The 22196-nt window shown below is 60.7% G+C and carries 20 protein-coding genes; 8 read left to right on the forward strand and 12 right to left on the reverse strand.

The window, feature by feature from the left end; translation table 11 throughout:
• Positions 1-6: 6 nt before the first annotated feature.
• The 4 genes from E4P00_RS15240 to E4P00_RS15255 all read right to left on the reverse strand — a co-directional run bounded on the left by E4P00_RS15240 (position 7) and on the right by E4P00_RS15255 (position 4792).
• The gene (locus E4P00_RS15240; RefSeq protein ID WP_078820219.1) at positions 7-1113 is read right to left on the reverse strand and encodes an efflux RND transporter periplasmic adaptor subunit; all 1107 of its coding nucleotides are present in this window, start codon (positions 1111-1113) and stop codon (positions 7-9) included.
• Between the two features lie 19 nt (positions 1114-1132).
• Positions 1133-2359, reverse strand: coding sequence for a TolC family protein (locus E4P00_RS15245; protein WP_078820218.1), 1227 nt, complete (start codon positions 2357-2359; stop codon positions 1133-1135).
• A gap of 109 nt (positions 2360-2468) precedes the next feature.
• Entirely contained in the window at positions 2469-3374 is a 906-nt protein-coding gene (locus E4P00_RS15250) for a cation diffusion facilitator family transporter (protein ID WP_248131917.1), read from the reverse strand.
• 128 nt (positions 3375-3502) lie between these two features.
• The gene (locus E4P00_RS15255) at positions 3503-4792 is read right to left on the reverse strand and encodes an MFS transporter (RefSeq protein WP_248131919.1); all 1290 of its coding nucleotides are present in this window, start codon (positions 4790-4792) and stop codon (positions 3503-3505) included.
• A gap of 186 nt (positions 4793-4978) precedes the next feature.
• Here E4P00_RS15255 and E4P00_RS15260 point away from each other — a divergent pair, with 186 nt between their 5' ends.
• The gene (locus tag E4P00_RS15260; RefSeq protein WP_032878044.1) at positions 4979-6397 is read left to right on the forward strand and encodes a TIGR00366 family protein; all 1419 of its coding nucleotides are present in this window, start codon (positions 4979-4981) and stop codon (positions 6395-6397) included.
• 38 nt (positions 6398-6435) lie between these two features.
• Here the strand turns inward: E4P00_RS15260 and E4P00_RS15265 are convergent, their stop codons facing one another.
• Both E4P00_RS15265 and E4P00_RS15270 read right to left on the reverse strand, forming a co-directional pair.
• A complete protein-coding gene (locus E4P00_RS15265; RefSeq protein ID WP_103734685.1) occupies positions 6436-6777 on the reverse strand; it encodes a DUF86 domain-containing protein in 342 nt (113 codons plus the stop codon).
• Entirely contained in the window at positions 6774-7064 is a 291-nt protein-coding gene (locus E4P00_RS15270) for a nucleotidyltransferase family protein (protein WP_078820214.1), read from the reverse strand. The genes E4P00_RS15265 and E4P00_RS15270 overlap by 4 nt, the downstream gene beginning before the upstream one ends.
• Positions 7065-7221: 157 nt before the next feature.
• On the opposite strand from E4P00_RS15270, the gene acpA reads away from it, so the two are divergent.
• The 3 genes from acpA (at position 7222) to E4P00_RS15285 (ending at position 10864) form a co-directional block, all read left to right on the forward strand.
• Positions 7222-8922: an acid phosphatase gene (gene acpA / locus E4P00_RS15275; RefSeq protein WP_078820213.1), complete on the forward strand. Its 1701-nt coding sequence runs from the start codon at positions 7222-7224 to the stop codon at positions 8920-8922.
• A gap of 119 nt (positions 8923-9041) precedes the next feature.
• Entirely contained in the window at positions 9042-10211 is a 1170-nt protein-coding gene (locus E4P00_RS15280; RefSeq protein WP_248131921.1) for a hypothetical protein, read from the forward strand.
• A gap of 137 nt (positions 10212-10348) precedes the next feature.
• Positions 10349-10864 (forward strand): hypothetical protein, encoded by a 516-nt coding sequence (locus E4P00_RS15285; RefSeq protein ID WP_032878050.1) that lies wholly within the window; start codon positions 10349-10351, stop codon positions 10862-10864.
• Here the strand turns inward: E4P00_RS15285 and can are convergent.
• A complete protein-coding gene (gene can, locus E4P00_RS15290; protein WP_005784518.1) occupies positions 10861-11505 on the reverse strand; it encodes a carbonate dehydratase in 645 nt (214 codons plus the stop codon). The two genes, E4P00_RS15285 and can, sit on opposite strands and share 4 nt — an antisense overlap.
• Before the next feature lie 139 nt (positions 11506-11644).
• Here can and E4P00_RS15295 point away from each other — a divergent pair, with 139 nt between their 5' ends.
• Positions 11645-12049, forward strand: coding sequence for a serine kinase/phosphatase (locus E4P00_RS15295; RefSeq protein WP_248131923.1), 405 nt, complete (start codon positions 11645-11647; stop codon positions 12047-12049).
• A gap of 58 nt (positions 12050-12107) precedes the next feature.
• Here the strand turns inward: E4P00_RS15295 and rimI are convergent, their stop codons facing one another.
• Both rimI and E4P00_RS15305 read right to left on the reverse strand, forming a co-directional pair.
• A complete protein-coding gene (gene rimI, locus E4P00_RS15300) occupies positions 12108-12560 on the reverse strand; it encodes a ribosomal protein S18-alanine N-acetyltransferase (RefSeq protein WP_003188286.1) in 453 nt (150 codons plus the stop codon).
• Positions 12553-13299, reverse strand: coding sequence for a hypothetical protein (locus E4P00_RS15305; RefSeq protein WP_056845582.1), 747 nt, complete (start codon positions 13297-13299; stop codon positions 12553-12555). Before E4P00_RS15305 ends, rimI begins: the two co-directional genes overlap by 8 nt.
• Positions 13300-13486: 187 nt before the next feature.
• Here E4P00_RS15305 and mksB point away from each other — a divergent pair, with 187 nt between their 5' ends.
• From mksB to mksF, 3 genes are read left to right on the forward strand one after another with little or no spacing between them, the layout of a single operon-like run.
• Positions 13487-14764 carry an Mks condensin complex protein MksB gene (mksB, locus tag E4P00_RS15310; RefSeq protein ID WP_248131925.1) on the forward strand — a complete coding sequence of 426 codons (1278 nt, stop codon included), beginning with the start codon at positions 13487-13489 and terminating at the stop codon, positions 14762-14764.
• The gene (gene mksE, locus E4P00_RS15315) at positions 14754-15461 is read left to right on the forward strand and encodes an Mks condensin complex protein MksE (RefSeq protein ID WP_032878054.1); all 708 of its coding nucleotides are present in this window, start codon (positions 14754-14756) and stop codon (positions 15459-15461) included. Before mksB ends, mksE begins: the two co-directional genes overlap by 11 nt.
• A complete protein-coding gene (gene mksF / locus E4P00_RS15320) occupies positions 15458-18298 on the forward strand; it encodes an Mks condensin complex protein MksF (RefSeq protein WP_005784503.1) in 2841 nt (946 codons plus the stop codon). The genes mksE and mksF overlap by 4 nt, the downstream gene beginning before the upstream one ends.
• Positions 18299-18484: 186 nt before the next feature.
• Here mksF and E4P00_RS15325 read toward each other — a convergent pair whose 3' ends face one another.
• From E4P00_RS15325 to E4P00_RS15335, 3 genes are read right to left on the reverse strand one after another with little or no spacing between them, the layout of a single operon-like run.
• Entirely contained in the window at positions 18485-20788 is a 2304-nt protein-coding gene (locus E4P00_RS15325) for an MlaD family protein (RefSeq protein ID WP_078820210.1), read from the reverse strand.
• Complete coding sequence (locus tag E4P00_RS15330) at positions 20781-21404, reverse strand: paraquat-inducible protein A (RefSeq protein ID WP_032878056.1); 624 nt, start codon at positions 21402-21404, stop codon at positions 20781-20783. Before E4P00_RS15330 ends, E4P00_RS15325 begins: the two co-directional genes overlap by 8 nt.
• A complete protein-coding gene (locus E4P00_RS15335) occupies positions 21391-22050 on the reverse strand; it encodes a paraquat-inducible protein A (RefSeq protein WP_248131927.1) in 660 nt (219 codons plus the stop codon). Before E4P00_RS15335 ends, E4P00_RS15330 begins: the two co-directional genes overlap by 14 nt.
• Positions 22051-22196 lie beyond the last annotated feature (146 nt).

Here is a 22196-nt window from a genome sequence, read left to right on the forward strand (position 1 = left end):
CGCAGATCAATGGGCGTGTTCGGCCGAGCCTTTGCCCAGTTCGGACTTGAGGATGAAGCTGCCAGCCGTCGCCACTTGCGCACCGGCCTCCAGGCCCTGACGCACTTCGACGTAGCCGTTTTCACTGACGCCCAGTTCAAGATGGCGGGTGATAAAGCCTTCTGCAGTGCGCACGAACACCGAGGGCTTGTCCTCGACGGTCTGGATGGCGGCTTGCGGTACGGTGACCTTGGCCTGGTAGGTATCGGTGGCGACTTGCACGGCCACGAATAAACCAGGACGCCAGGCGTCGTCGGGGTTGGGCACCGTCACACGCACGGTGGCGGTACGCGTTTGCTCGCCGAGCAAGTTGCCGACATACGCCACGGTGCCCAGCACTTCGGTGCCCATTTCCGTCGAGCTGACTTTTACTGGTTTGCCTACACGGACCTTGTTCAAGTCCTTGGGAAAGACACCGAAGGTGACCCACACCTGAGACAGGTCCGAGAGCGTGAATGCGTTGCTGGTTTCACTGACCACCTCGCCCACGCCCAGGTGTTTTTCCACCACCACCCCGGCGAACGGCGCCCGCAGTTCATAGCGATTGCCACCGGCCAGAACTGCGCTGCCGCTGAGGGCGGTCATCTTCTGCCGCGCATTGTTCAGGGCGATTTCGGCCTCTTGCAGGGTTTGCCGCGCCAGCAGGTAATCCTGCTCGGCGGAGATTTTGTCCTGCCACAACTGGCGCTCGCGCTCAAAGGTGGTACGCGCCAGTTCGACCCGGCGCTGGCTGGCCGCCAACTCACTGCGCTGGTCGGAAATCTGCTGGCTGGCGATCACCGCCAACAGTTCGCCTTTTTTTACCGACTGGCCCAGATTGACGTTCACCGCTTCCACCACGCCCGCAGCACGGGGCACGATGTGGGAGGTACGGTCTTCATCAAAACGCACCTCGCCGGGCAGCGTCAGCACCGTGCTGATCGAGCGCGGTTGCGCTTGGGCCAGTTGAATACCGGCGGCCTGGATCTGCTGCTCGGTGAGTTCAAGTTTGCCTTCTTCTTCCTCGGCGTGGGCCAAGCCCGATAGCAGCAGGCCCAAGGCGACGGCGAGCGCCATGCCATGTTTTTTGTTCATCAGGGGACTCCAGGAAAAATCAAAACCGGGCGAGGTCGCCGTAAATTCGTTCGATACGCACCCAGGCGTCGGTGGCCTGGGCCGTCGCCGCGAGGTACTGGGTGCGGGCCGCGATCAAGGTACGCTGGGCGTCGAGCACGTCGAGAAAGTTGAACTTGCCCATCTCGAAACCACGGGTGGCGCTGTCTACCGCGCTCTGTGCGGCAGGCAGGATCTGTTGGTTGAACGCACGCACTTCGGTGTTCGCCGTTTGCCACAGGTCCAGGGCCTGGCGGGTTTCGGTGCGCAGGCGCAGCTCGGCGGCGTTGCGCAGGTCGCGGGCCTGGTCGGCGCGTCGAGTGGCCGCGAGGATGTTGCCCTGGTTGCGGTTGAACAGCGGGATCGGCATCGACACGCCCACCAGGTTGACCCGCTCGCGCACGCTGGCGTCGTACTGGCTGCCAATGGACACATCCAGGTCCGGAATGCGCTGGGCTTTTTCCAGGCCCACGCTGGCTTCGTTCTGCACAATGTTCAGTTCGGCCAGGCGCAGTTCGGCGGTTTGCTCAAGACGTGCCAGCAATGGCGCGGCGGCGGGTAACGCCGGCGCGGAGGTGTTTGGCGTGGCGACGGCCTGGAAGTCGGTGGCCGCACTGCCGGTGCTGGTGGCCAGGCGACGGTAGGCATCAGTGAGGCCAATCTGTGCGCGGTTCAATTCCAGGCGGATTTCCGACACCTGCACCTGGGCGCGGGTAGCTTCCACCGGTGACGACTTGCCGGCGGTGACACGCCCGTTGGCGACCACCAGGCCGCGCTCGGCAAGCGTCATGGAGCGTTGCGCCAGGTCGAGGCGCTCCTGGGCGCGCAGGGCGCCGTAGTAGCTGTCGATGACCTCGGCGCGCAACAGGTTACGGCGCTGCTCCAGGGTCAGCGCGGCGGCGTCCTGGGCGCGGGTGGCCACCTCGATGCGCGCACCGCGCTTGCCGCCCAGTTCCAGGGTCTGGCTGAGTTTGATACTGGTGGTGCGGCTGTTGCGGCGGGTGTCTTCGGCATCCCAGGAGGCCACAGGGTTGGGGATCAAGCCGGCCTGCTGGCGGCCGCCCTGGGCGATGTCGATTTCCCATTGTGCGGCCGCCAGGTCCGGGTTGTTGGCGAAGGCGGTTTGCAGCGCTGCATCGAGGGTGAGGGGTTGTGCCTGGGCGGCGTTTGCGGATATCCACAATGCCAATGCTGCCGCCCCCAACAGTGTTCTAACGGAAATTGCCATAACGAGAGTTCCACGCCCATGAAGTCGCTGAGGTGTCCCAGCGGGGGCAATGTAGCTGTCGGTACTTATCAGGGCCGTGGGTGAAAGATTACAAATCCGTTAGCCAGGCTCAGGCATGCACGTCGTCGTGATCGTCATGCTGAAAACCCTCGCCCTCGACCTGGATCGTGGCATGGGAAATATCGAATTGCTCGTGCAGTAACTCCGTCACTCGGCTGAGGATCTGTTGCTCAGTGCCCTGGGACGCATCCGCGACCAAATGCGTACTCAGCACATTCTTGCCACTGGTGAGGGCCCAGATGTGCAGGTCGTGCACGTCCCTGACCCCAGGCACGCTGCGGATGCCCTGCTCCACCTGCTCGATATCGACGCCCTCCGGCACACCTTGCAGCAGGATGTTCATGCTCGCCTTGAGCAGGGTCCAGGTGCGCGGCAATACCCAAAAGCCGATGGCGGCCGCGACCACGGAATCGACCCACCCCCAGCCGGTGAACATGATCACCAGCGCGGCAATGATCACGCCGACGGAACCGAGCATGTCGCTCCAGACTTCCAGATAGGCACCCTTGACGTTAAGGCTCTCGCCGCTGGCCGCGCTGAGCAGGCGCATGGAGATCAGGTTGACGACCAGCCCCAGCAGCGCAATCACCAACATGCCGGTGGACTGGATCTCGGCGGGCGTCTGCAGCCGCAGGTAAGCCTCGTACAAGATGTAGAACGCCACGGCGAACAGCAGCAATGCATTGAACGCAGCCGCCAGAATCTCGAACCGCGCATACCCGAAGGTGCGCTTGCGATCTGCCGGGCGCTTGGCGACCTGGATCGCCACCAGGGAAATCGCCAGGGCCAGGGCGTCGGTCATCATGTGCGCCGCGTCCGACAACAGTGCCAGGCTGCCGGTGATAAAGGCGCCGATGACTTCGGCCAGCATGAAGCTGCCGGTCAGCCCCAGGGCGATCCATAACTTGCGTTCGTGGCCGGCGCGTACTTGGGCGTGGCTGTGTCCTGCGCTCATGGGATGTCCTTGTGGGTTGGGAGGAAGCGGATCATAGAGCTATAGGCCAGATCCACGGGCATGGTTTGCAAAATTGTCATCTGCACGCCAGAACGTCGTTAGCTGCGGGCGCTCTCCTGAACCGATTTTCAGGCAGCCAATGTGTGGCGTTTGCCAAACAACGCCACACTTCCCACCCCCACCGCCCCCATCACCACGCAATACCCCACGCAGACCCACGGGCTGGTCGGCATCAGCGCGATCAATAGCAGCGGCGTAGTACTCGCCCACAGCGCATAGGCAATGTTGTAGGTGAAGGAAATCCCCGACACCCGCACCTGCGCCGGGAACAGGCCGACCATCACTGACGGCACCGCGCCCACCACCCCGCAGCTCAAGCCTGCCACGGCGTACGCCGCGCCCAGCCACACACCGCCGCTGATCAGGCTGGCATACAGGATAAAAATCCCTACCGGCAGCAACAGGCTGTAGACCAGCACCGCGCGCCAGGCGCCGATGCGGTCCACGAGCAAGCCGGCGAGGACGCAGCCGATATTCAGGAAAACGATGCCCAACGCGCTCAGGGCGAAGGTGTGGCTGGGGCTCATGCCGAAGGTTTTCTGCATCATGGTCGGGGTGATGACCACCAGCACCACCACGGCTGAGGTGAGTACGCAGGTTAGGATCATGGCCGGCAACAGCACGGCGCGATGCTCGCGCAGCACGGTGCGCAATGGCATTTCGGCGGCGGCCTGGCGACGCGCCTGCATTTCTAGGAACACCGGGGTTTCGCTGAGCCAGCGACGCAGCCATACGCCGATTACGCCGAATACGCCGCCGAGCAGGAAGGGCAAGCGCCAGGCATAGTCGAGGATTTCGGCCGGGGTGAAGACTTGCGCCAGCAAGGTGGCAGTCAATGCGCCCAGCAGGTAACCGAAGGTCAGGCCGGCTTGCAGGAAGCCCAAGGCGTAGCCACGGTGCTGGCGCGGCGCGTGCTCGGCGACGAAGGTCCAGGCGCTGGGCACTTCGCCGCCCACTGCAGCACCTTGCAGCACGCGCAGCGCCAGCAGGATCAAGGGTGCGAAATAGCCGATCTGCGCGTAGGTCGGCATGATGCCGATCAGCAGGCAGGGCAAGGCCATCATCAGGATGCTCAAGCTGAATACGCGCTTGCGCCCCAGGTGGTCGGCAAAGTGCGCCATCAGGATGCCGCCCAGCGGACGGGCGAGGTAGCCAGTCACGAAGATGCCGAAGCTTTGCAACAGGCGCAGCCACTCAGGCATTTCCGGGGGGAAAAATAATTGGCTGAGGGTCAGCGCGAAAAACACAAAAATAATGAAGTCGTAGATTTCCAGGGCTCCACCGAGGGCGGCCAGGCCCAGGGTTTTGTAGTCGGAGCGGGAAAAACGCTGCGCCCGTGGGGAAAAGGTGGCAGTCATGTGCAGGCTCGGCAGACAAACAAAATGGCGTGCAGGTTATGAGCTGAACCCATTGAAGGCAATCACGACGGATATATTTGTTTTACTCATTGATCGTTGAAGATAACTACATTCCCAAATCAATGGGGGTAGAGGAACATGCCGTAAAACTGCCAAACCCCATAATAAATACAAGAGGAAAGCTTCATGGCCGATGCTATCGAAGAAAGCCGTTACGCTCGATTTGCTCTGCGTTGTTCCAATTTTGCCGAGCGCTGGTTTCCCGACTCCTGGGTGTTTGCCGCCCTCGCGGTGATTATCGTCGCCGTGGCGACCCTGGGCATGGGCGCAGCGCCCGCCGAAGCGGCCAAAGCATTTGGCGACGGGTTCTGGAGCCTGATCCCGTTCACCATGCAGATGGCGTTTGTGGTGATCGGCGGTTATGTAGTCGCCAGCTCGCCGCCCGCGGTGAAGTTGATCGACCGCTTGGCGCGCATCCCCAAGAACGGTCGTTCGGCGGTAGCCTGGGTGGCGTTGATTTCCATGGTGGCCTCGTTGCTCAACTGGGGCTTGTCCCTGGTGTTCGGCGGTTTGCTGGTGCGGGCGTTGGCCCGTCGTACCGATTTGCGCATGGACTACCGCGCCGCTGGCGCTGCGGCATACCTGGGCCTCGGTGCCGTGTGGGCGTTGGGGCTGTCGTCGTCAGCCGCGCAGTTGCAGGCCAACCCGGCCAGCTTGCCGCCGTCGATCCTGTCGATCACCGGGATGATCCCGTTCACCGAAACGATCTTCCTGTGGCAATCCGGTGTGCTGCTTCTGGCGCTGATCGTGGTGTCGCTGATCATCGCCTACGCCACCGCGCCAGGCCCCAACAGTGCCCGCGATGCCAAGGCCTGCGGCGTCGACCCGGCCTTTAACCTGCCCAAGCCACAACCGCCGACGCGTCCGGGCGAATGGCTGGAGCACAGCCCGTTGCTGACGATATTGCTGGCATTGCTGGCGGCCGGCTGGCTGTTCCATGAGTTCTCGACCAAACCGGCAATCAGCGCCATCTCGGGGCTCAATACCTATAATTTCCTGTTCATCATGGTCGGCGCCCTGCTGCACTGGCGCCCGCGCAGCTTCCTCGATGCCGTGGCCCGTGCGGTGCCAACCACCACCGGCGTGCTGATCCAGTTCCCGCTGTACGGCTCGATTGCCGCACTGATGACGGTGGTCAAGGGCGGTGACGGCCAGACCCTGGCGCACCATATCTCGACGTTCTTCACCTCCATCGCCTCCCACGACACCTACGCGCTGCTGATGGGCGTGTATTCGGCGGTGCTGGGCTTCTTCATCCCATCGGGTGGCGGCAAGTGGATTATCGAGGCGCCCTATGTGATGCAAGTGGCCAATGACCTGCAATACCACCTGGGCTGGGCGGTGCAGATCTACAACGCCGCCGAGGCACTGCCGAACTTGATCAACCCGTTCTATATGCTGCCGCTGCTGGGGGTGTTGGGGCTGAAGGCGCGGGACTTGATCGGGTTTTCGTTTGTGCAGTTGTTGGTGCACACGCCGCTGGTGTTGTTCTTGTTGTGGGCGCTGGGGACGACGTTGAAGTATTTGCCGCCTGTGATGCCCTGAATAACGGGTGACCGCAACTGTTGGTAGAACAGCTGCGGTCAAGGATTTACAGGAAGGCGTGCCAATAGATCAGGTAATGCACTCTGTATCGTGTCCCAAACAACATCCAAGTTGATATCGAAGTAACCATGAGCGATTCGGTTGCGCATCGCTCGCATATTGCGCCAAGGAATATGTGAATGGCGTGCCGCGAAGTCCGGATGCTGATCCATGATTTTCGTCGACGCTTCACCAACGATGATCAGGCTCATGACCACAGCTTGTTGTGTTCGCCGGTCCTCCAAAAACTCTTCTTTGCTCAAGCCCTCTACAAAAGTGATAGCGTCAGTGGCAGCTTGCCTTATGTGCTCCAGATAATCCCCTAAGCGATTTTCTGTCATACAGGACGGGCCTCAGCCAACACCTTGGCGCGAAATTTCAAAGGCAAGTCGCCAGGCGTCAACAGGTCGACATTGACGCCTAACAAGTCCTCAAGCTCGACCTGCAACCCGCCAAGATCAAAAAGAGTTGTCCCCGGTGGCACATCAACCAACAAATCAAGATCACTGCCTTCTTGGTCGGTACCCGTTAATACAGACCCAAATACTCTCGGGTTTGATATTTGGAAACGTCCTATCACTTCTCTGACAGCTGCTCGTTGTAGATCAAGTGCAGTTGAAGGTTTCACGACTCACCTCGATGGTGTGCATTAGAAGCCCAGTCTAGCAGCGCTTACTCTGTGTAGACACGCCCCGCACATCACATGTGTGTCTTCGTTCCGTCACATTCCATTGCTACCGTCCTGCGAAATATCTTGCAACATCTCGCCAAGGACTCCCCCCGCAATGAGTGACGAGCACAACAACCGCCCTACCCACGACTGCGCCCCCAAAACGCCGGTCGACACCAGCCGTCGGCGCTTCCTCGGCGGTGCGGCGGTGTTGGGGGTAGGCGCGACTTTGAGTGCCTGCGGCCATACCAGCGAAGCGCCGAGCACACCGGTAGCCAGGCCGCTCACGCCCCAGGAACTGGACAAGGCCTTGAGCGACCAGGTTAAAACCGTGGTGGTGATCTACGCCGAGAACCGCAGCTTCAACAACCTGTTTGCCGATTTCCCCGGGCTTGAAAAACCACTGTCGGCGTTATCCGCCACTGACACCCGGCAGCGCGACCGCGACGGTAGTGTGCTGGCCAGCCTGCCGCCCACATGGGGCGGTGTGTTGCAAGTAGGCCCGCAAACGGTCGACGGGGTGACCTACCCCAGCGGTGTGCAATTCCAGGAAAACCTTTCCAACGCACCGTTTGCCCTCAAGGGCCCGAACGCCGAAGACCTGCCATTGAGCTTGGTAACCCGCGACCTGTGGCATGTGTTCTATCAAAACCAGATGCAGATCAACGGCGGCAAGAACGACGGTTTTGTCGCCTGGGGCGATGCCGGGGGCCTGGTGATGGGCCATTACGCCCAAAGTCGTTATTCTCTGCGCCTGTGGGACGTTGCCAGGGAGTTTGTGCTCTGCGATAACTTTTTCCAGGGCGCATTTGGCGGCTCGTTTCTTAACCACCACTACCTGATCAGCGCCACGGCGCCGGTTTATCCCAATGCCGCGCAATCGGTGGCCAAGGCGCAGATCGCCACGCTGCAAAGTGATGACCCCACCGACACGCGCCTCAAGCCGCTGGACGCGTCCCCGGCCAGCGCCATGACCGGCCCGCCGCAGTTCGGCCCCAGCGCGCTGACCCCGGACGGTTACGCCGTAAACACCCTGGCCCCGCCGTATTGGCCCACCTGGATTCGCGACCCGCAAAACCCGGATTACTCAAAGCCTGACCTGCCCAATGTGCTGGTGCCGCAAACCCACGAGCACATTGGCGACAAGCTGTCGAAAAAGAACGTTGACTGGGCCTGGTATGCCGGCGCGTGGCAGGCCACTCTGGAGCAGTTCAAGGATTCGGGCGGGATCCCCAAGATCCCGAACTTCCAGTACCACCACCAGCCGTTCAACTACTTCAAGCAGCAAGGTCCGCAAAACCGTGCGGAACGTGATAAACGCCTGCGCGACGGCGGCTTGGGGGATGAATCAAGCACGAACAAGTTCTTCGCAGATGCCCAGGCCGGCAAGCTGCCGGCCGTGAGTTTCTACAAACCCCAGGGCAACCTGAACATGCACGCCGGTTATGCCGATGTCGCCTCGGGCGACCGCCATATCGCCCGCGCCCTGAAAGTGCTGCAAGAGAGCCCGCAGTGGAAAAACATGGTGGTGGTGGTCACCGTCGATGAAAACGGCGGCTGGTGGGATCACGTCGCGCCGCCCAAGGGTGACCGCTGGGGCCCGGGCACGCGGGTGCCGGCCCTGGTGGTGTCGCCGTTTGCGCGCAAAGGCACGGTTGACCACACGGTGTACGACACTGCATCGATCCTGCGTTTGATCACCCGAGTGTTCCAATTGGAGACTCTGGACGGCCTCAAGCAGCGTGACGACGCGATGATCGCCCGCGGCCAGAAGCCCATGGGCGACCTGACCAACGCTTTGCAATTTCACCCGTAGAGGCTTATCCAATAACGACATGCCTGGCGATTTAACACGCGATTTTCCCGGTCAGCCGCTACTGTGTGCAGGTGGGCTTTTATCCCGCGCAGACGGGCGTCGCTGACAAGGAACCAACTATGTTTAAAACGACCAGGCTGTCCTTCACCCTCGCCGCACTGCTGGTGAGTGCGGTCGTACAGGCCGACATCGAGGTGCCTCTGGGCAGTACGCAGCGCGTCACCCAGTTATTCGCATTTCCCAATAACTGCAACGTGATCTGCTTTCGGCCATGGACGCTGGAGCAGACCGCTGAGCACTACTTGAACCAGAGCCTGCAGCGTGACGGCTACAGCCGCGCCAGGGTCAGTGTGAAAACCCACGATGGCCAGGTCTGGGCGAATTTCAGCGGCGTACCGGACACCTACGGCCAGTCCCTGACCACCTTGCTCAATACCGCCGACCTCGCTTATCAGGGTGCCAGCCGGCTCAACAGCGATGGCAAGTGGGCTTATAACTGGTACCTGTTCCTGCCGCTGGGCATGGCCCTGGAGAACCGCAAGAGCATCGAACTGCTGCACTTTCCTCCGGACTACTCGCTCACCCAGGCCCAGGACTACCTGGAGTCGGCCACCACTGACCGCTGGGCGGCCTTGCTTACCGACAACGGCATCCCGGCCAGCGAGACACCGGCTTACCAGACCATCATCGATATCGCGCCCATCGCCGCACCGTCCAACGCAGGCAAGGATCTCGAGAGCGTCTACAGCTACTTCACCGACTACCAGACCCTCATGGTCAAGGAACTGAGCCTGCACGCCAACGGCTCGCTGCCGATGGTGGCGTTCGGCGCGCCGGTGCGCAGTTGGCTCAAGCAACAATACGGTCAGAACGTCGGCGTGCTGGAGCTGACCCAGATCAGCCCGACACCAGGCACGAGCGTGTCAGTGCTGGGCGCCAACCACCCCAGCTACATCTGGTACGCGGCGGACCCGGCAAGCTATGACGGCGATGAACAAAAGGCCGACGAGGCCGGATTGAAAGTAATGGGGCAGGATTTAAGCGCGGCCTGCTGGCAAGCGGGCATGGGCCAGAAACCCGCCAGCGATGCGAATGTGTTGCTCAAAGCCTGCTTGAATACCTGGCAGGTCACACGCAAGGAGCAGACCTGTGAGCTGTTCTTCACCTCGGTGCGCAACCTGACCCCGGAGCAGGCCAATACCAAGTGCGCCACACCGCCTATCAAGGCGCAATTGAAGCAGCTGAAAAACGCCGCGCCGCCCCCCACTGTTACCTCTCCCGCGCTTTAACGCGAACCCGCGGTTTCTACTGTCAGATCTGACAGTAGAAACCGGCTTCAACTTCGGCGAGTCTTGGCTTGCGCCCACTTGCTGCAAGACTGGCAGTCAGAACACCCCAGATCCATGCAGCCCAATTCAGGAGAGTGATGAAGACTCAAGCCATGGATAAGGCTAAAACGGCAGTGAATGACTGCCTCTACCCCTTTGAGACGCTGCAGGTGGAACAGGGTTACCCCTCGACCGCACAATTCAAGGTCGTGCGATACCCTAATGGCAAGCGGGGTGGCATCAAGGCTCGCATCGACTTTGACAGTCGAGTACGCATCGCTCTGGTTTCAGGCTACGCAGTCAGCGAGCGCCGGGCGCATACGCTGCAACTGTCGCCGCGTATTCACTTGTACGATAGATGGTTCTGCGGCCTGATACGGCACTCCTGCAAGCCGAACGTGCTCCTGGACACCACGTACATGGAACTATGGACCCTGAACACCATTACCGCAGGCAGCCTGCTGACCCTGGATTACGCCATTACTGAAGACGCGCTTTACCGGCAGTTCGCTTGCCATTGCGGCGAGCTGAACTGCCGGGGCTGGATCACCGGCAGCAAAGAGCCGTTGAACGCCCAAGGCCTGGCCTGGTGGCGCGAAAACAAAAGGTCCTAGGCTTCGCCCAACGGACGCAGGCGGTACTGCGGCGGCAGTTGCTCGAAGCCACTGATGGTGGTGTTCAAGCTCTTCCAGCGACCGTCCTTGATGCCGTAGATGCAGCCATGGATCGACAGGCTCTGCCCACGATGCCAGGCATTTTGCACAATGCTGGTGTGACCGACATTGGCCACCTGCTGGATCACATTGAGTTCACACATGCGGTCAACGCGTTCTTCTTCAGTTGGCAGTTGAGCCAGCAGTTCGCGGTTCTCGTAGTAGAGATCACGAATAGTGCGCAGCCAGCCGTCGATCAGGCCGAACTGGCGGTCCTGCATCGACGCACGCACGCCGCCGCAGCCATAGTGGCCGGTGACGAGGATGTGTTTGACCTTGAGCACGTCCACCGCGTACTGGATCACTGACAGGCAATTAAGGTCGGTGTGCAGCACCACGTTAGCCACGTTGCGGTGCACGAACAGATCACCGGGCAACATGCCGACGATCTCATTGGCCGGCACCCGCGCGTCGGAGCAACCGATCCACAGGTATTCCGGGGTTTGCTGGCGGGCGAGCTTGGCGAAGAATTCGGGATCTTCCTGTTTGATCGCATCCGCCCAGCGTTCGTTGTTATCAAGCAGGTCTTGTAGTTCGTTCATCAGGGAAAGCCTCAGGAATGATGCGCAGTTTTGTGACTGACAACCCCTCGTCCGGGTCACGCCTGGCGCAAATTAGCTTGAATCTTTGGGGCTCAGCGCCTGTCCACACACTATAAGCCCCACAGTATGAGGATTGGCCATGACTGAATCACGACGTCCCTACGGCGCAACCCAGCCGGAACCGATCGACGACAACGAAGACCGCATGGGTTCGATGCGCGAGCTGGATTTTGACGAAGAGGACCAGACAGCGGAAATCGGCGATGAAATCCCGCGTGGCGAGCGCGAGCAGCTGATGCCCGACGAACGGGCACGAGAGGCCGGGATGACCGGGGCCTCGACCGCTGATCATGAATCAACCGATGATGATATGAGCCCGGAAACGCTGATTCACGAGGACGGTGCCAGAGATGCTCGGGAGGAAGGAGAAGACAGCCCGGCGGACTACGATCTGAGTGTTGTTGGTGAAGAGGATATTGGTGGCGGAAATGGCCTGGATGAGGCCGAACTGGCCGATCTGGACCCGCTCAACGGCAAACGCTGACACAACGCAGCTCAAAATGTGGGAGGGGGCTTGCTCCCTCCCACATTGGTTCCGGTATTTAGTCGACGAGGGTGCAAGCCATGACGACCGCGTCTTCGCGACCACCCACAGCAGGGTAGTAATCCCGGCGTCGGCCAATCTCATTGAAGCCATAGCGCTCATATAACCGAAAAGCCCCGGTATTGCTGTCCCGCACTTCCAGGAAGCATTCCCGCGCGTTGGCCGCGTAGGCACGGGACATCAGGTGTTCCAGCAGCGCCAAACCCAATCCGCGCCCCTGGTTTTCCGGTTTAACGGTGATGTTCAGCAAGTGCGCTTCATCGAGAATGATCTGCACCACCCCATGGCCCACCTGCTGCTCACCTTCGAACATCAGCCAGATTTGATACTTGCCCAGCCCGTCGAGAAAGATCCCTCGCGTCCAGGGATGGCTGAACGCCGCGTATTCGATTTTCAGCACCGCGTCGAGGTCGGCCTCGGTCATCGGGCGGAAGGATAAAGCCTCACTCATCAGTTGTTTTCCAGCGCGCCATCAGCCGGCGCATGGCTTGCCAGACATCAGCCTTACGCTGTGGCTCTTCCATTAATAATTCCAGACCCGGCAGGGCCCATACCGAACCCAGGCTGTCGACCTGCAGTTCGCGGTACCAGGCCTCGGCATTGGCTTCACCGGCAAACCGCACGGCAGGCAAGCCGATCAGCCACAGGCACACGCAGGGTTCGTCTTCCAGACGCGCCGAGACAAAGCCCTGGACAAAATCCCGCGCAGCTTCCGGGCCCTGGTCCATGGTGCCGCGTACCAGCAGCGGCCAGCGCACAGGCTCACCGATGATTTGCGGGCTGTCGGGCAGGCCGGCGGCGCGCAGCATGTCCTTGAGCAGCAGGTAGGCCGGGTCGCGCGACTGGAAGCGCTCGCCGGTGGGCAGTTCCACCAGCAACAGGCAACGCCCGGCCCGCAGCAACTGCAGGGCAAAGCGGGGCGGCGGCACTACCGGTGCCTTGACCACCGGCGCAGCCTCTTCCACCACCTTGGCAGCCTTGGTCACCGGCGCAGGGCGTGGCACTTCGATCTTTGCCCGTTCGACCGCCGGGCGTGTTTCGACTGGGGGCTTGACCACCGCCACGGGCGCGGCAGCCTCTTCCCCCGACGACTCGAACGCCTCATAGGGCTCAAGCGCCTGCAACAACTCGGGCCGCGACGGCGCGGCAAACGGCAGTTCGGTGCGGGGCAGCCAGTTGACCACCTGCATGGCGGTCAAGTAAGCGCGACGTCGGGACTCGATAAGCACAGCTCGGCCACTTGTGGATAAGTAAAGAGCGGGGATTCTACCGCTGTTCGGCAACAATCGCCCACTGCGCACTGACCGGCTGTGGATAAATCCCGCGCCTGATGCAGTACAATCGCGACTTTTAATCGCCAACCAGCCGGCCATTCCCATGATCGAACCCAAGCGCGTCCTGCGCGCCCTCGCCGAACACTGGGCCTTACTTGAGCCTCTGTGCGAACACTTCGACCAAGGCACCCTGAGCCTGAGCGAGCTGCGCGCACAATTGGCCGCCCAACAACTGGACAGCACGCCCCAGGACATTACCAGCCTGCTGGACGTGTGGATTCGCCTGGATATCCTGGTACCTGTCGCCAAGAGCCCGAACCGTTTCGAGCTCAACGCGCAGATCCACGACTTCCTCGCTTATCTTCGCAAGGAGCACCGGCTTGGCCTGTGCCTGGAAATCGAAGCCTACCTGCGCCACCTCGAGCGTCTGGCCGGTTATATCCAGGACGCCTTCGATATCCGCGACGGCCATGACCTGGCCCGGCAACTGCGCTTGCTGGATATGCGCGTGCGCGACGTGCTGAAAAAACTTGCCAACGACGAACAGGCCCTCGCCGCCGTGGCCGATCGCGCCAAGACCAGCGACCGCCAGATCCCGTTGCGCCAGCGCTACGCCGAGGTGTTGGCAACCTGGGACGAATACGTCGAGCCGATGATTCAGCTGGTGAACGCTGACGGCGCCTTCGAGCAAGGCGTGCGCAAGGTGGAAAACGTGCTGCTGCGCATGCTCACCGAGCAACAGCGTCTTGGCCACCTGGTGGACGACGACATGCTGCTGCGCACCCACGCGCGCATCCTCGAAATGCAGACCAGCGCCCAGTTGACCTTGCGCCATGCGCGCGAGCTGCTGTTGCCGCTGCGCGAAGAAGCACGCCGGCATAACGCAGTGACTCGCGGCGCTGCGCTAGCCTTGTCGGCGATTCGCCGTAAAGGCCTGGACGCGGTGCCGCAAGCGGCGATGCCGATGTTCACCCGACCGCAAAGCACCTTCCTGGGCAGCGCCAGCCAGGTCGAGGCGTATGTGTATGCCCTGGCCAATTTCGAGCCGAAACCGGCGCGATTCCCCAAGGCGCACAAATCCCACAAGGGCGAAGCCCCGCGCGCGCCGCGTACGGTCAAGGAAATGCTCGAGCGCTGCGAAGACGCCCTGCCGATGCCGGACCTGATGACCTGGCTGCTGGAACAGGAGCCCGACGGCGCCACCGACGAATTGCTGTACTGGTTTTCACGCCTATCCCGGGAAAAACGCTTCAAGCGCGAGCGCCTGGAACGTCGCGATTACCACACCCACGAGCATCAGGTCAGCCTGCGCTCCTTCGCCCTGCTCCCGGCCGGCGTTGACGCCACCAAGAATTCTGCGAGCACCCCTTATGCATCTTGATCTATCCGAACTGTCCCAGCTGGCGCCGATTTTTCGCGAGCTGTTCAAGGGTTACCACGTCAGCCGCCGCGACCCGGAGCTGTACGCGCAGCTGTCGAACTTCCAGGACCAGTACCGCACGCTGTTCAAGGCCTTGGGCTTTGAGCTGGTATGCGATACCCGCGGTTTCTACTACTTCGTCCCGGACACCGCCGTGGCTGCCGCGCAGGTCAACAAGACCGCCCAGCGCCTGGCCTTGTTTACCTTCATTCTCGTCGAGCACCTGGCCGACCAGGGCCGCGACCCGGTTGCCGTGCTCGACGGCGGCAGCCTGGGGCGCGACGAATTGCCTTCGTTGCTGGAGAAGTACCGCGACCTGTTTATCCAGGCCGAAGTGCAGACCCAGGAAGAGCTCGAAGAAAAAATCATGCGTCGCATGACCCAACTCGGTTTTGCCAGCGAAGACAACGGTATCTACCGCTTCCTGCCACCAATGCATCGTTTCCTCGACGTGTGCCTGTCGGTGCAGCAGGACCGCGACCTCGCCGCCAGCGTGCACAGCGTATTGCCGCTGCCGGTGCCAGTGATCATCGACGAAGACAGCGATGAAAAACTGCTGAAGACCGATGACCCGCTGGACCTTAGCGCCTTCGATGAGGAAAGCGAAGAAGACGCCCTGGCCCGAGCCATTGCCGAAGAACAGGAAACCGACGTATGAGTAAGGAACGTTACGGCATCCGCCGCTTCGCCCTATTGAACACCGCCGGTTACAGCCTGGGCTTGTTCCCGCTGGAAGAGCCGCTGTCGGTGTACGGCGCGAACAACCTGGGTAAATCCGCATCCATCAACGCCTTGCAGTTCCCGATCCTGGCGCGCATGTCGGACATGAGTTTCGGCAAGTACACGCTGGAACAATCGCGGCGCTTCTACTTTGCCACCGATACCAGCTACATCCTGGTAGAAGTCTCCCTGCCCCACGGCCCGCACGTCATCGGCGTGGTCGGACGCGGGCCGGGCGGCGGTTTCGGTCACCAGTTCTTTGCCTATGCGGGCAAGCTGGACCTGGCTCATTACCAGAAAAACGACACCTGTCTGCGTCAGAAAGAGCTGTTTACCAACCTTGAGCGCGAGGGCCTCAAAGCCTACGAACTCAAGCCTGATGAACTGCGGCGCTTGCTGGTGGGCGGCCATACGTCGATCCCGCTGGACCTGACCCTGATCCCGCTGCGCTCCACCAGCGAACAGAGCTTGAAGACGTTCCGTGCGTTGTTTATCAACCTGCTGCACATGCGCGAAATCACCGCGGCCAAGCTCAAGCAACTGTTCCTCGACGCGTTCGAACACAGCTTGCGTTCAGGCAGTGTCGACTACATCGCTGCGTGCGAAGAAGCCTTCCGTGATGTGCGACGCATGGAGCAGGACTACAACTCGCTGGTGGCTGCCGGGCCGTTGGTCGAGGCGTTGGCCAATGGCGTGAAACAACGCGACGCCTTGCGCGGCAAACTGCATCGCCTGTCACCGCTGCTGGATTCGTTGCTGGGCACCTGGTCGGACTACGCCAGTGCGCGCAAGGAAGAGCTGACCATCCAGGCCGAGCACTACCGCAACGAGCAGGACGCGCTGCAGAACGACCAGCGTGGCGGTACTCAGGAACTGATGCGTCTGGAGCGGGAGATCAGCGGTATCCAGCGTTGGCTGGGCGAGCTGTCGGTACTCAAGCATCGCTTTGCCCTGGTGGATGACGTCAAGGTGCTGGAGCAACAGTTGCTCGCCGCCAAGGACGCCCACGATGAACTGGCGGGCGCATTGGCGCAGTCGCGACAGTTCAGCGCCGAGGACCTGGACGAGCGTCTGCGCGACCTGGAAAAGCGCTTGAAGTCGGTCAGGCAGCAACTCGATCACGCCGACAACAACAGCTATGCCAAGCTGCGCGAGGAGTTCTCGCAACAGGATGTCGAACGTCTGATGCGCCTGTTCAACAGCTCGTTGTTCAGCCTGCCTCTGGGTGAGCACGGCATCACGCTGGATGAGGACGGCCAGTGGGTCAAATCCCTGGAGCAGATTCTCGATGGCTTCAAAGGCGAGCGCTTTGAAGTGCCGGGGCTGTCCATCGACATCTCGCACATCGAGCCGCCTGCGTTGCAGGCCCTGGCCGACCGCGCCGCATTGCGCGACCAGAAGGAGCGCCTGGAAAAAGAACTCAAGCAACTCAAAACCCAGCAGGCCGTAGCTTCCGACCGCGCGGCGAGCAAGACCCAGACCGAAGCGCTGTATCAGCAGGTGCTGGATGCTCAGAAGGCATTGGAAGATTTCCGCCGCACCCAGACCCTAAGTGCAGAAGAAGGCGAGAAGCTGGAAAACCTGGCGCAAATGGAAGCCGCCCAGGATGAGCTGAAGCGCTCCAGCGATGCCTTTACCGAGCGCGTCCAGCAATTATCGGCCAAGCTGCAACTGGTCGGCCGCCAGATCGGCGATATGGAAGCCAAGCAACGCACGCTGGATGATGCGTTGCGTCGTCGTCAGCTGTTGCCGGCGGACCTGCCGTTCGGCACGCCGTTCATGGACCCGGTCGACGACTCCATGGACAACTTGCTGCCACTGCTCAATGACTACCAGGATAGCTGGCAGGGCTTGCTGCGCGCCGACGGCCAGATCGAAGCCCTGTACGCTCAGGTGCGCCTCAAGGGTGTGGCCAAGTTCGACAGCGAAGATGACATGGAGCGTCGCCTGCAGCTGCTGATCAACGCTTACGCGCACCGCACCGATGAGGCGTTGACGCTGGGGAAGGCACGCCGAGCAGCGGTGACCGATATTGCCCGTACCCTGCGCAATATCCGTAGCGACTACGACAGCCTTGAACACCAGTTGGCGTTATTCAACCGCGAGATCAACAAACGCCAGGTCTCCAACCTACAGAGTTTTCGCATCGTGCTGGCGCCGAACAAGGAAGCCCTCAAGCATATCGACCAGATCATCCACAGTGCTGGCCAGTATGAAGAAGGCGAAACGCTGTCGGTGTTCGACCTCAGCCAGAGCGCCGAGCAGGACAACAAGAACGAAGAGGCCAAGGAATACCTGGCGCGCCTCGTTGCGGCCAACCATAACCAGCTGGGCCTCAAGGACTTGTTCGAACTGGCGTTCGAGATCACCAAGGTGCACGGTCAGCCGGTGATTCATACCGACATCGATGGCGCCGCGTCCAACGGCACCACCATGACCATCAAGGCGCTGACCAACATGTACTTGTTGTTGCACTTGATGGACCGTGACCAGGCCGGCCGTGTGCGTTTGCCGTATTACCTCGATGAGGCTGCAGACATTGATGAGAAGAACCAGGCTGCCTTGCTGGAAACCAGCTTGCAACTGGGCTTCGTGCCGATCCTGGCCAGTGTGAAGCCGCAGGTCTCCGCCCAGGTGGCGATCGACCTGGAAGGCGGCAGCGGGCCGAACGGAATCTACATTGATGAGGCGGACTGGAAATACATCCGTCGCCATGATGTGGTGAAGGCGACGATGAATGTGCAAGCCGATGAGCCGGAGCTGGATGAGGTCTGACGCGTTGCGCTGACATGCAAAAAGGCCGCGATCTTTTGGATCGCGGCCTTTTTTTCGGCTTGGGATTTGCGGTGTGTTTGTGGGCCTCATCGCGGGCAAGCCCGGCTCCCACAGTTGGAATGCATACTTGCTGAAAATGCATATCCCTGTGGGAGCCGGGCTTGCTCGCGAAGGCCGCGCATCGGTTTATTTACCGAGTGGAATCTTGGGCGCCCAGGTCAGCCACTCATCTTCAAACTTATCGAACAACGGGAAGGTCTGCTGTGGCCGTGCCGGGTTGCCCATGCGTTCGCCATCCGGCGTGGCAAAGGCGATACCGCCGGCCACCAAGGTCTCCAGGGACTCGGTGCGCACCGTCGCGCCCTTGAACAGGCCGAAGTCGAGACCGAAGCCGCTGGTGTTCCAGAAGCGACTGCCACTGCGTACCAGGGGTGCGTACTTGGGCTCGATCAGGATATGCACCAACACACGGTCGGCGGTCTGGCCCAGTTCATAGCCGGTGACCTTGCCCACGGTGACTTCACGGTAAGTGACCGGCACGCCTTCTTTGAGCGAACCACGGCGAGCGGCGCTGAGTGTCAGGCTCAGACCTTGCTCCTGATGGACAGCCTCCGGCGGCTGATCCAGTGCAACAAAGTTTTTTTGCGGCCCGGCATTTTTCACCGCAGGCTGCACCTCGATGTATTGCCCGGTGACCAGGGTTTCAAGATTGGAGGTCTTCATCAGGCCCAGCTCCGGCTTGACCACCCAGAACTGGCTGCCTGCGCGGGCGATACGATCAGCCACCTGAGTAATACGGGCGCGCAGCAATACGGACTGCATGTCGGCGCTGAGGTCGACGCTCTCGACCTTGCCAACATCGAGGCCTTTGAAGCGTACGGCTGTACCGGGGCGCAGGCCGTCGGCACGATCGACCTTGATCGTCACCAGGGTGCCATGCTGATTCGCGGCGTCACGGTCGGTGAACAAACGGAAGCGCGGGATACGGTGCTTCAGGGGAACGTTGGGCTCCGGTGTTTCGAAGGCGATACCACCGGCCATCAGGCTGGCCAGGGATTCGCTTTTGACCTGGATGCCACCGGTGAGCCCACCAGTGAGAGTGACACCGCTGGCGTTCCAGAAACGTGTCGAGCCGTTGACCAGGCCTTCATACTCTTTCTCGATATGAACGCCGATCACGAGTTGCTTCTTCTTGCGTGAAAACTGGTAGCTCTGCACCGAACCCACCTTGACCTGTTTGTACAGAATCGGGCTGCCGACATCCAGCGAGCCCAGGTTGTCGGTGAGCAGCACCATGTGCAGGCCGGGGGAGCGCAGGTCTAACGGCGGCGCCTTGGCGCGGGCCACATACTCACGTTGTGGCGGGGTGCCTTTATCACCCGGGCGGATCGCGATGTAGTTACCTTTGACCAGTGCTTCCAGGCCGGTGATGCCTGCCAGGGAGATGGACGGCTTGACCACCCAGAATTGCGTGTCCTGGACCAGGTAGTCTTCGGCCAAAGGATCAAGGGTCAACTCGGCGCTGGCGCTGGACAGGTCCGGGTCGATCTTCAAGGTTTTCAGGCTACCAACCTGGATGCCTTTGTACATGACCGGGGTACGCCCGGCCTGGAGGCCTTCGAAATCGGTGAGTTTGACCTTGACCTTGATGCCGGCTGCGGCGGCATCGAAGTCCTCGTACAGGCGAAAAGGCAGGCTCGGGTCGGTGGGTGGGCTGTCTTGGCGATTCTCAGGCGTGGCGAAGGCGATACCACCGGCCACAATGCTGGAAAGCGATTCGCTGCGCACCTTCACCCCGGAGAGGTTGGCGTCGATACTGATGCCGCTGGCGTTCCAGAAACGCGTGTGCTTGCGCACCAGGCTGGCGTAGGTCGGCTCGATATAAACCTTGATCTCAACGATGCTCTGGTCTTCGGACAACAGATAGCTTTTGACCTGGCCGACCTGAATCTGCTTGTAGAACACCGGACTGCCACGGTTCAGCGAGCCCAGGCGGTCGGCCTTGAGCGTCAGGTGCAGGCCCGGCTTGGCGTCGGATAACGGTGGTTCTTCAGAGAGCGCCTTGAACTTGCGCGTGGGCTCACCATCGCCCGGGCTGGCGGCGATGTAGTTACCCGAAACCAGGGTCTCCAGGCCAGTGATGCCGGCGAGGCTGACGCTGGGCTTGACCAACCAGAAGCGGGTGTTGGTCTTGAGATATTGTTCGACGTCCTTGTTCATCTCGATGGTGGCGATCACCCCGCGATTGCTGCCTTCGTCATCCAGGGCCAGGGTCTTGACCTTGCCGACGGTCATGCCTTTGTAGACCACTTCAGTCTTGTTGACTTGAATACCCTCGCCGCTCTCAAAGCGGACCTGAATCTCAAGACCTTGCTGGGAGTAGGCGCGCCACCCCAGCCAGCCACCGATGATCAGGGCAATCAGGGGCAACACCCAAATAGCCGACCAATTGGAGGCCGGGCGGGTTTTAGCTTTAGGCAAATCACTCATGGTCGTCGTCCGACTCCGTGTTATCCCAAATCAGTCGGGGATCGAAAGTTACTGCGGCAAGCATCGTCAAGATCACCACACTGGCGAACGCTGCAGCGCCGAGATTGGCCTCGACACTGGCAAGTCGCCCAAAGTTAACGACCGCCACCAGGATAGCGATCACGAAGATATCCAGCATGGACCAACGGCCAATGAATTCGATAAAGCGGTACATCACAATGCGTTGTTGCGCGGACAGCGGTTGGTGACGCTGCACCGAGAACAGCAACAGGCCGATGCCTACCAACTTGAATGTCGGCACCAGAATACTGGCGATGAACACCACGGCGGCGATAGGAAACATGCCGTGCTGCACCAGCTGGATCACACCCGCCATGATGGTACTCGGGTCGCCTTGGCCGAGGGAGTTGACGGTCATGATGGGCAACAGGTTGGCGGGGATATACAAGATTGCTGCGGTGATCAGCAATGCCCAGGTACGGGTGAGGCTATTGGGGCGACGCGCATGGATCAACGCGCCGCAACGGGTACAGAGTTGCTCGTCGGTATCCGCTTCTTGCTTGTTCAATTCATGGCATTCGGTACAAATCAGAATGCCTGCATCAATCGCCCGCATGGTCATCCTCTCCTGACAGTGCTTGCCAGATCTGATGGGGTGACATCACCACCTCAAGCAGAACTTGAACCATTAATAAACTGACGAAGCAGACCAGACCCAGGCCGATCGTGATGGAGGCCATGTCGGCGAGCTTTACGATTGCCACCAGTACGCCCATCAAGTAGACCTCCAGCATCCCCCAATCCTTCATATGGTGGTAGATGCGGTACAACAACAGCCCGTAACTGCGACCGATGTTCCAGCGGATGCTGAGCAACACTGCCAATTGGCAGAGCAGCTTTAGCAAGGGGATCCCCATGCTGCACAAGAACACAACGGCAGCAACGCCTTGCATACCGGTATCGAATAAGCCAACAACGCCGCTCCATACGGTGTCCTCCGAGGACTGCCCGAGTAGATTGAGCTGCATGATGGGCAAAAAGTTCGCCGGGATGTAAAGCAGCAGTGCCGCAAGTACTAAAGCAAGGCTTCGCTCGACCACATTGTGGCGGTGAGCGTACAACTCGTAGCCACAGCGTGGGCACTGGGCCTTTTCGCCAAGGGCGAGCGCTGGCTTGCGCATCAGCAAATCGCACTCATGGCATGCCACCAGGTCGTCCAGTGGTAAATCCGACACCTCAACGGCATCAACCGGATCGGGCATAGATAGGGCTCTGACTCTAAAAATAGTTAGGTGGCTATTCTAGTGCTCTGGCTCGGAAATAACTGTGCAATTTTGTCGGGCGATTGAGGGATGCCAGCCGTGCGCGGATAGAGTGGACACTTTTCGACCGCCCAAAACAAAACCCC

The organism is Pseudomonas sp. B329 (assembly GCF_023127835.1).
GTDB lineage: Bacteria > Pseudomonadota > Gammaproteobacteria > Pseudomonadales > Pseudomonadaceae > Aquipseudomonas > Aquipseudomonas synxantha_A.